Raw genomic sequence first — 9827 nt, forward strand, 5'->3', positions numbered from 1 at the left:
CTGAAAACTCGCTAAACGAACGGGTGCACCGGCTCCGCCGTGTGCCTGGTGGAGATGTCACCCTTGTCGTTTGTTTCCGTCAGATGAACCTCGTAGCCCCACAAATTGGCGAGGTGCTGCAGCACGCGCTCGGCGTCCTCCTCCTCCAGCATGACCCCGTCGACCACATTATGGCGCAGTTCGAGGCGGCGGTCGCCTTCAAGGTCCACGTCCACGATCTGGATGTCGGGATCGTGGCGCGAGACGTCGTAATGCCGCGCCAGCGCACGGCGAACACGCATATAGCCGCGCTCGTCGTGGATGGCGTCGACTGAAAGGTCCTTTTCGCTGGCATCGTCCGTCACAAGGAAGAGGCCCATCTTGCGGATCACGGCAGGGCTGAGGAACTGCGAGACGAAGCTCTCATCGCGATAGTTCGCCCAGATGTCCTTCAGCGTCTCGATCGGATCGCCATTGCCGGCGATGTCCGGGAACCACGCGCGGTCTTCCGCGGTCGGGTCCACACACATGCGCTCGATATCCTTCATCATCGTGAAGCCGAGCGCATACGGATTCAGGCCGTAATAGCGGCGGTCGTCGAAGTCCGGCTGCGCAACGACGTTCGTGTGCGAGTGCAGGAATTCGAGGTAGGCACCCTCCGTGATGCGCCCGCGATCATAGAGCCGCTGCATGATCTCGTAATGGGTGTAGGTTGCGCAGCCCTCGTTCATCATCTTCGTCTGGCGCTGCGGATAGAAATATTGGGAGATGAGCCGGACGATGCGGATCACTTCACGCTGCCACGGCTTCAGGCGCGGCGCCGTCTTCTCAAGGAAGTAAAGCACGTTCTCTTCGGGCAGACCGAGAAGCGCGCGGCGACGGTCGCGCTCGGTGGCGCGTTTCTTCGCCTTTCCGCCGGGCGTTTCCGGCACCGTTCTCCAGAGATCGTTGAACAGCCGTTCGCCGTGCTCGCGCCGCTCGCGTTCGCGTTTCTGCTCGGAGCGCAGATCCATCTGCCGCTTGCCGGGATAGCGGTGAATGCCCTGATTTTGCAGAGCGTGCGCAGCGTCGAGCACGCGCTCGACCTCGGCCTGACCGTATTTGTCCTCGCAATCCGCGATGAAATTCTTCGCGAACGCCAGATAATCGAGGATGCCGTCCGCGTCGGTCCACTGCTTGAAGACGTAGTTGTTCTTGAAGAAGTGGTTGTGCCCGTATGCCGCGTGCGCCAGCACCAGCGTCTGCATGGTGGCGGTGTTCTCTTCGAGGAGATACACGACACACGGGTTGGAGTTGATGACGATTTCGTAGGCGAGGCCCTGCCAGCCCTTGCGGTAGAGGGTTTCGTTGCGCACGAACTGCTTGCCGAAGGACCAGTGTCTGTAGAAAAGCGGCATGCCGGTGGAGGCGTAGGCGTCGAGCATCTGCTCGGTCGTGATGACTTCTATGCGCGGCCGATAGATATCGAGCTTCAGTTCGTCGCCTATCTCCGCCACCCCGTCATAGATGCGCGACAGAGTGTCGAAATCCCAGTCGCTATCCTTGTACAGAAGCGGACCGTCCCTGCCTGCCGTTACCGTCGTCATCAGGCCCCCGTGGTTGCTGCGTTGCTCTTCCGTTCAAACAACTCCCGGAAGACAGGATAGATGTCGCGGCGGTCGCGAACTTTTCGCATCGCCATGGGCAGTTTCGGCGAGAGGATCATATCATAGGCCCGCCAGAGCGTGCTCGGCGGCTCGACCGAGCGGCGGCGCTCCTCCGGCTCGCGGCCAACCTCGATATAGGCGTAATACTGGCAAAGCGGCAGGATCGACGTCTTGAGGAGCGATACCGTCTTTTCGTTGTCGATCGGCAGATTGTCGCCATCCGAAGCCTGTGCGGCGTAGATGTTCCAGACGCCCGGCGGGAAACGGTCGTGGACGACCCTGATCATTTCTTCGAGCGCGGTCGACACCACGGTGCCGCCCGTCTCGCGGGCGTGGAAGAACGTGTCCTCGTCAACCTCTTTCGCCTCGTGGGTATGGCGGATGAACACCACCTCCACATAGCGATAACGACGGCTGAGGAACAGGTAGAGAAGGCTGTAGAAGCGCTTCGCAAGATCCTTCAGATGCTCGTCCATGGAGCCGGACACATCCATCAGGCAGAACATGACCGCCTGGGCGACGGGTTTCGGCTCCATCTCGAAACGGCGATAGCGCACATCGACGGGATCGATGAATGGAATCGCGATGGACCGCTTCGCCTGCTTTTTCAACGCTTCGCGGATTTCGAGGATTTTGTCCTCGTTGCCGCCTTCCGCTTCAAGCTGCTTGAGCTGCGCTTCGAGTTCGGCGATCTCTTCTACCTTGGGTCGCCTCAGCGCTATCCGGCGGGCGAGGCTCTTGCGCATCGTCTGCTGGATCGAGAGCGACGCCGGCGGGCCGGATGACCGGTATCCCGCGCGGCGAGGTTGCTCCTTGCCTTCGCCCATGACCTGACGCTTGGCGAGATCGGGAAGTTCCAGGTCTTCAAGGAAGAGGTCGATGAACTCCTCATCCGAAAGCGCGAAGCGAAATTCGTCCTCGCCGCTTCCGTCCGCGCTGGCGCCGCCCTTGCCGCCGCCCGAGGGCGGCCGCTCGATGCTGTCGCCCTCGATATAGGACTTGTTACCCGGCAGAAGGTATTCGCGGCTGCCACCCTTGCTGCTTCGGCGCAGCGAAGGCTCGTGCACACCGTCCACGGGGACGACGATTTCGCCGCCCTTGCCCGTGTCCGTGATCTTGCGGTCCTTCGAGGCTTCCCGCACCGCGTGCCGGACAAGCGCCCGAGCGCGGCGGATGAACCGCTGCCTGTTGCCTATACTCTTGCCGCTCGCATCGCGACGCCGATCAATGATGTACACGTTTCGTAGCCTAGCCCGCCTGTCTAACGCGCATGTACCATTCCACCAGTCTGCGAACCTGACGCTCGGTGTAGCCTCGCGCCACCATCCGCTCGACGAACTCGCTGTGCTTCTTCTCGGTTTCGCCGTCCTTCTTCGAACCGAAGCTGATCACAGGAAGCAGGTCTTCCACCTGGCTGAACATGCGCCGCTCGATGACTTCCCGAATCTTCTCGTAGCTCGTCCAACTCGGGTTCTTGCCACCGCGCTGCGCTCGCGCCCTCAGTGTAAACTTGACGACCTCGTTGCGGAAGTCCTTCGGGTTCGCGATGCCGGCCGGCTTCTCGATCTTCGAAAGCTCCTGATTGAGAAGCTCGCGATTCAGGAGCTGCCCGGTGTCGGCGTCCTTGAAATCCTGATCCTCGATCCAGGCATCGGCATAGGCAACGTACCTGTCGAACAGGTTCTGGCCGTAGTCGTGGTAGGATTCGAGATAGGCTTTCTGGATCTCGTTCCCGATGAACTCAGCATAACGGGGACCGAGTTCCGTCTTTATGAACTCGATATACGAGCTTTCGACGTCGTCGGGGTATTGCTCGCGGCGGATGGCCTGTTCCAGCACATACATGAGATGCACCGGATCGGCGCCCACTTCCTGCGTATCGTGGTTGTAGGTGGCCGACAGCGTCTTGAACGCGAAGCGCGTCGAGATGCCGTCCATGCCTTCGTCCACGCCCGCATGATCGCGGTATTCCTGCATGGTGCGCGCCTTCGGATCGACCTCCTTCAGGCTTTCACCGTCATAGACGCGCATCTTCGCGTAAAGGCTCGAATTCTCGTGCGGCTTGAGACGCGACAGCACCGAGAAGCGCGCCAGCATTCCGAGCGTACCGGGCGCGCATGGCGCATTTGCCAGTTCCGACGACCGGATGAGCTTGTCGTAGATCTTTTCTTCCTCCTGGACACGCAGGCAGTACGGAACCTTGATCACGTAGATACGGTCGATGAAGGCCTCGTTCGTCTTGTTGTTCTTGAAGCTGCGCCACTCGGCTTCGTTCGAGTGCGCCATGATGATGCCGTTGAACGGGATCGAGCCGATGTTTTCGGAGCCGACGTAATTGCCGTCCTGCGTCGCCGTCAGGAGCGGATGCAGCATCTTGATCGGCGCCTTGAACATTTCGACGAATTCGAGCACGCCCTGGTTCGCGCGGTTCAGACCGCCGGAATAGGAATAGGCATCCGGATCGTTCTGGGCGAGCAGTTCGAGGCGGCGGATGTCCACCTTGCCTACGAGAGAGGAAACGTCCTGATTGTTTTCGTCGCCCGGCTCGGTTTTCGCGATGGCGATCTGGCGCAGCCTCGATGGCGTGATCTTTGCGACCTTGAACCTGGTGATGTCGCCGCCGAATTCGTCGAGCCGCTTCAGGCACCATGGGCTCATGAGGCCGGTGAGGCGGCGCTTCGGAATGCCATATTCCGCCTCGATGCGGTCGCCCATCGTTTCGCGGTCGAACAGGCAGAGCGGGCTTTCGAAGATCGGGGACAATTCGTCGCCGGCCTTCAGGACGTAGATCGGCTTCTGCTCCATCAGCGCCTTGATGCGCTCGGAGAGCGAAGACTTGCCGCCGCCGACCGGCCCGAGCAGATAGAGGATCTGCTTGCGCTCCTCAAGGCCCTGGGCACCCTGACGGAAAAAGGCGACGATCCGCTCGATCGTCTCTTCCATGCCGTAGAACTCGGCGAAAGCCGGATAAACCCGGATGGTCCGGTTCATGAATATGCGGCCGAGACGGGAATCCTTCGAAGTGTCCACCATCTCCGGCTCGCCGATGGCGGCGAGCAGCCTCTCATGCGGAGAGGCGTACATGAGCGGATCCGTCTTGCACCCCTTGAGATACTCCGCCAGACTCATAACGGTTTCGCGTCTTGCCTCGAAACCGCGCGCATAGGTGTCAAACAAATCAGTCGACATCGCGACCCCGCTGATCTTCGTTGGAGATAAGTCTTGGAGTGAGCGTGAGGAACCCCATGCCCCTTCTCTCTGCCCCAAGAGGGCCAGGGTAAATGGACCCGGCAAGGCTGCTCGGCGGACACTTCATCGCCACGAGCTCGGTCGAGAGTGCCCAGATTTTATGTCGGACGTGAGATTGCCAATGGAAGGGGGTCCAGCCGCATGGAGAAAAATTAAACGTCTGATTTGGAGATTGATCCAATGCTGAACCCGTTGCCCAATCCGGAACTGATGATGTCCCCTATGCAAACAGGATGCCGAAACCCGCGCATCCCCGCCCGACGCTTAAATAATAAGCATCGGCAGGGCGATTGAAAAGCACTACCTTCGGGAGAGATGGAATAAGGCACGCACGCCGGGTCAAAACCAACACTGTGGTTAAGGCATGCTGGCACTGCGAAACCTAAGCGCAGCAGAAATGGAATAAAAAAAGAGCGCGGTTTCCCGCGCTCTCAAAAAATACTGGTCTTTAAGCGACCTGCAGATTACCCGCCGAGGTCTTGCCGGTGCGGCGGTCCGTCTGGATTTCAAAAGAAACCTTCTGGCCCTCGACGAGGCCGCGGAGACCGGCGCGCTCCAGAGCGCTGACGTGCACGAAAACGTCCTTGCCGCCGTCATCGGGCTGAATGAAGCCATAGCCCTTTTGGCTGTTGTACCATTTCACGACGCCCACGTTGCTCATGGGTATGTCCTTTCGCTAGATAGAAATCTGCCACGCAGCCGAGCCACGCGACGGGTAGTCGATGGGTGGAGAGGTAGGAACACGTGGCCTAGCGCGAAAGGCAAGGCGAAACGGCCCAAATCGTCCGGCCAAATCGATACGGCGAATATAGGAAAACACACGGCCGGAAGCAACCGCTATCGCGCGCTTTTTCCGGCGTGTCCTCAAATAATTACAATTGACATTGATAAATATCGCTCCACAACAACGAAAAGAACAGTCACGAAAATGTAATAATTCTCAATCCAGGTTGTAGTCCATCAAAATTACCTTGGCGAAATTTTTCCAGCGTTTGGATCGCCGTTAGACGCCTCTGCCCGAAAGAGGCTTCATTAAGATGCGAATGCCTCAAAATGAGGCGTTGCGAACATGCGTGAACTGCCACCCTACGTATCGTTTCGGCGATAAAGTCCAGTTCCTGCCAGCGCCGGAAATCCGCCCGAACTTCTTCATCAAATTTTCGTGGTTTTGCCATCTTTCAAGGCGCCTTTGAACTCCTATCTGACACCTGAATCGCCTCTCAAACCAGGGAGGCGGCGCGAAGCGACGGAAGGGGTTCCGCAGGGGGAGCCCTTCTAGACGACCGCTTCGCACCAAAACCGGAGGCACTCTCGATGACACCCGAAGAACAGCGTCTTCTTGGCGAACTTGCCCAGCGCGTCCGCAGCGTTCCCGCGCAACAGAAAGACCACGAGGCGGAAGAGTTCCTGCGCCGTCTGGTTCAGGAGCGCCCGGACACAGTCTATATCCTCGCTCAGACCGTCATCATGCAGGAATTTGCGCTGAAGAACGCGGAAGCGCAGATGCAGGATTTGCAGCGCCAGGTGGCTGAGGCATCCGCGCCGCGCCAGTCCGGCGGTTTCCTGGGCGGCCTTTTCGGCGGTGGCGCGCAGCCGCAGCCGCAGCCCTCGCGCAACCCGTGGGGCGCTCCCCCGCAGCAGGGCTACGGCCAGCAGCCCTATGGCTATCAGGGCGGCCCGGCGGTTCAGCCGCAGCAGCAGGGCGGCTTCCTTCGCAGCGCCGCCACGACGGCAGTCGGCGTAGCGGGCGGCGCGTTGCTTTTTTCGGGCATCAGCTCGATGTTCGGCCATGACAGCGCGGTCACGCAGGCAGCGGCCGCAGCCAATCCCGAAGCGGCAGCGGGCGCCGGCGAGAGCTTCCCGCAGTCCGACTATGCCGACAACAGCGGCGGTGGCGACGACAGCTGGGGCTTCGGCGACGACGGCGGCGACTTCGCCTGATCCGTCGCTTTTTCAACGGTCACCTGCGGCGCGGCGTCCTTTTCGGGCGCCGCGTTTTTATAGGCTGCCCGTCATTGTTCCTCGCCGCGCCACGAGGCGATTTCCTCGATCTTTTTCGCCAGCGCGAAATCCTTTTCCGTGACGCCACCCGCGTCATGCGTCTGCAGACGAAGCTCAAGCGAGCCATAGGTCAGCAGCAAGTCGGGATGATGCTGCGCGGCCTCGGCTAGCCAGCCGATGGCGTTGGCGAGTGCCAGGGTGGAGCCCCACTTTTTCGTCACGTATACGCGCCGGATATAATCATGCGCGTAGGTCCAGCCGGGCAGTTCCGTCTCAAGCCGCGCCGCGATTTCCATTTGGGAATAGGTCTTGGACATTGTCATGGCCTCATCAGTAGGGGCAACCAGCTTCGATCCGTTGGTGACGATCCAGGATGTATCTCTCGTCGGTTTGATCTAAACACCGGTCTATGAAGTCGTTGACATGCAAAAGCTGATAACCGAGAAGCGCAACTGCGCCCATGAGGACAATTCCTGTCACCAACAAGACAAAGCGGGCGACGCGCATTGTATTTCGAAATCCGGCGTTTTGCATTTTCTTGTCCTACCCGATCATGCGTTTGGCGATGCTGCGATACTCTTCGCCGCACCCTGCTTGGGTGCGTCCTGTCCCGGTGCTAGCCTGACAAATGTCCGGTTCAGCCGGATTAGACCACCTGTTAGAGACAGGCGGGATGCCCAAAACGGCCATAGCCTCGGGCACTTAGAAGCTCTGCGAGAGCACGGCCTCCCCATGCGGAGGCCGTTTCGTTTGAATGATATCTCACCCCGGCTGCACCTTGTATCTCGACGCCGTTTTGATCGGCGCGGCTCCTGTTTCCCCTGCGGCCATCGCAACGTTTTGAAGCGGGCCTGCCACCACATATTGTCGCCTGCCGCAAGTTGGGTCTATAAGCGCGCATCACAACGCCCCTTCCAAGGAGAAAACAGGTGGTTCGCGGAGAGGCTCCAAGCCCCCGGTCCGGCGTGCTCGCCATCGATCCGTATGTTCCGGGTCGGTCGAAGCTCGCGGGCGCAGGTCCGGTCATCAAGCTGTCGTCGAATGAAACGCCGCTCGGCCCTTCGCCGCATGCGGTCGAAGCTTACCGCGCCGCAGCGAGCCATCTCGACCGCTATCCCGACGGCGCATGCACGGCGCTGCGCGAGGCCATCGGCGCTTCCTACGGGCTGAACCCGGCGCAGATCGTCTGCGGCAATGGCTCGGACGAGCTGTTCCACATTCTGGCGCAGGCCTATCTCGGCCCCGGCGACGAAGCGATCTACACCGAACACGGCTTTCTCGTGTACCGAATCGCGATTCTCGCGGCGGGTGCGCAGCCGGTCGTCGCGCCTGAAGAAAACCTTACCGCGAGCGTCGATTCGATCCTCGAACGCGTGACGTCCCGCACGAAAGCCGTTTTCATCGCGAACCCGAACAACCCGACCGGCACTTATCTGCCGCATCAGGAGATCCGCCGCCTGCGCGCCGCTTTGCCGGAAAGCGTGCTGCTCGTGCTCGACGGAGCGTATGCCGAATATGTGAACCGCAACGATTACGAAGCGGGCATCGAGATGGTGGCGACCACGTCGAACACCATCATGACGCGAACGTTCTCGAAGATATTCGGTCTTGCGTCCGCTCGCGTCGGCTGGGCCTATGCGCCCGCCGCTATCGTGGATGCGTCGAACCGCATCCGCAGCCCGTTCAACCTCGCGCAGCCCTCGATGGAAGCGGCCATCGCCGCGCTCGCCGACAAGGCCCACCTCGAAGCCGCCAAGGCGCATAACGAAACCTGGCGCGATATCGTCACGCTTCAGTTTCGCAAGATGGGTTTCGACGTGCGCGCCAGCGCGGGCAATTTCGTGCTCATCCCGTTCGGCTCCGAGCCGGGGCGCACCGCGCAGGACGCCGATGCGTTCCTGAACGAGCGGCGCATCATCCTGCGTCAGGTCGGCGCTTACGGGCTTCCGCATGCCTTGCGCATGACAATCGGGCTGGAGGAAGAGAACCTCGCGGTGCTCGCCGCGCTGCATGAGTTCACCGAACGATGACGGACGCGCCCATGTTCGAGCGTGTCGCGCTGATCGGCGTGGGCCTCATCGGCTCATCGCTGAGCCATGCGATGCGCCGCGCCAGTCTCGCGCGCACGATCGCGGCTTCCGCCCGTACCGAAGCCACGCGCGAGACCGTGAAGCGCCTGCGCCTCGCGGACGACGTCTTCGCGCATGCGGCCGACGCGGTGAAGGGCGCGGATCTCGTGATCCTCTGCACGCCGGTCGGCACGTTCGAGGCGCTTGCGCAGGAAATCGCCCCCCATCTGAAGCACGGCGCCATCCTCACCGACGCGGGCTCCGTCAAGCAGGCGGTGGTGGACGCGGTCGCCCCGCATCTGCCGCCGCATGTGCATTTCATCCCCGGCCATCCCATCGCGGGCACCGAGTTTTCCGGCCCGGAATCGGGTTTCGCCGAGCTGTTCGACGGACGCTGGACCATTCTCACGCCGCTGCCGGACGCCGACGAAACCGCCATTGCGAAGCTCAAGGCGTTCTGGGAGGCGTGCGGCGCGCTTGTCGAACTCATGGAGCCGAAGCATCACGACCTCGTGCTCGCCATCACCTCGCACCTTCCGCATCTGATCGCCTACAATATCGTGGGCACGGTGGCGGACCTCGAAGAAGAGAAAAAGAGCGAAGTCATCAAGTTTTCGGCGTCCGGCTTCCGCGACTTTACCCGCATCGCGGCATCGGACCCCACGATGTGGCGCGACATCTTCATGAACAACAAGGAAGCCGTGCTCGAAATTCTCGGCCGCTTCACGGAAGATCTTGCGGCCATGCAGCGCCACATCCGCTGGGGCGAGGGCGACGAACTGTTCGAGAAGTTCACGCGGACCCGCGCCATCCGCCGCAGCATCATCGACGCAGGGCAGGAAAGCCCCGCTCCGAACTTCGGCCGCACGCCCCCGGCGAAGAA

The 9827-nt window shown here is 60.8% G+C and carries 9 protein-coding genes; 3 read left to right on the forward strand and 6 right to left on the reverse strand.

What is annotated here, in order from left to right:
• Positions 1–11 precede the first annotated feature (11 nt).
• The 5 genes from QM659_RS14195 to QM659_RS14215 all read right to left on the reverse strand — a co-directional run bounded on the left by QM659_RS14195 (position 12) and on the right by QM659_RS14215 (position 6049).
• Positions 12–1565 carry a SpoVR family protein gene (locus QM659_RS14195; RefSeq protein ID WP_303482943.1) on the reverse strand — a complete coding sequence of 518 codons (1554 nt, stop codon included), beginning with the start codon at positions 1563–1565 and terminating at the stop codon, positions 12–14.
• Positions 1565–2863 carry a YeaH/YhbH family protein gene (locus QM659_RS14200; RefSeq protein ID WP_415188904.1) on the reverse strand — a complete coding sequence of 433 codons (1299 nt, stop codon included), beginning with the start codon at positions 2861–2863 and terminating at the stop codon, positions 1565–1567. The genes QM659_RS14195 and QM659_RS14200 overlap by 1 nt, the downstream gene beginning before the upstream one ends.
• Positions 2864–2873: 10 nt before the next feature.
• Positions 2874–4814 carry a PrkA family serine protein kinase gene (locus QM659_RS14205; protein ID WP_415188905.1) on the reverse strand — a complete coding sequence of 647 codons (1941 nt, stop codon included), beginning with the start codon at positions 4812–4814 and terminating at the stop codon, positions 2874–2876.
• Positions 4815–5322: 508 nt separating this feature from the next.
• Positions 5323–5535 carry a cold-shock protein gene (locus QM659_RS14210; protein ID WP_127078800.1) on the reverse strand — a complete coding sequence of 71 codons (213 nt, stop codon included), beginning with the start codon at positions 5533–5535 and terminating at the stop codon, positions 5323–5325.
• Positions 5536–5794: 259 nt separating this feature from the next.
• Complete coding sequence (locus QM659_RS14215) at positions 5795–6049, reverse strand: hypothetical protein (RefSeq protein WP_415188906.1); 255 nt, start codon at positions 6047–6049, stop codon at positions 5795–5797.
• Between the two features lie 139 nt (positions 6050–6188).
• On the opposite strand from QM659_RS14215, the gene QM659_RS14220 reads away from it, so the two are divergent.
• Positions 6189–6815: a DUF2076 domain-containing protein gene (locus tag QM659_RS14220; protein ID WP_415188907.1), complete on the forward strand. Its 627-nt coding sequence runs from the start codon at positions 6189–6191 to the stop codon at positions 6813–6815.
• Between the two features lie 71 nt (positions 6816–6886).
• On the opposite strand, the gene QM659_RS14225 is transcribed toward QM659_RS14220, so the two are convergent.
• A complete protein-coding gene (locus tag QM659_RS14225) occupies positions 6887–7198 on the reverse strand; it encodes a 4a-hydroxytetrahydrobiopterin dehydratase (RefSeq protein WP_415188908.1) in 312 nt (103 codons plus the stop codon).
• A 606-nt stretch (positions 7199–7804) separates the two neighbouring features.
• Here QM659_RS14225 and hisC point away from each other — a divergent pair.
• Positions 7805–8905 carry a histidinol-phosphate transaminase gene (hisC, locus tag QM659_RS14230; RefSeq protein WP_415188909.1) on the forward strand — a complete coding sequence of 367 codons (1101 nt, stop codon included), beginning with the start codon at positions 7805–7807 and terminating at the stop codon, positions 8903–8905.
• On the forward strand, positions 8902–9827 hold a 926-nt coding region (locus QM659_RS14235), incomplete at its 3' end, for a prephenate/arogenate dehydrogenase family protein (RefSeq protein WP_415188910.1). The genes hisC and QM659_RS14235, both read left to right, overlap by 4 nt.

It is taken from the genome of Rhodomicrobium sp., assembly GCF_047605405.1.
Lineage (GTDB): Bacteria > Pseudomonadota > Alphaproteobacteria > Rhizobiales > Rhodomicrobiaceae > Rhodomicrobium > Rhodomicrobium lacus.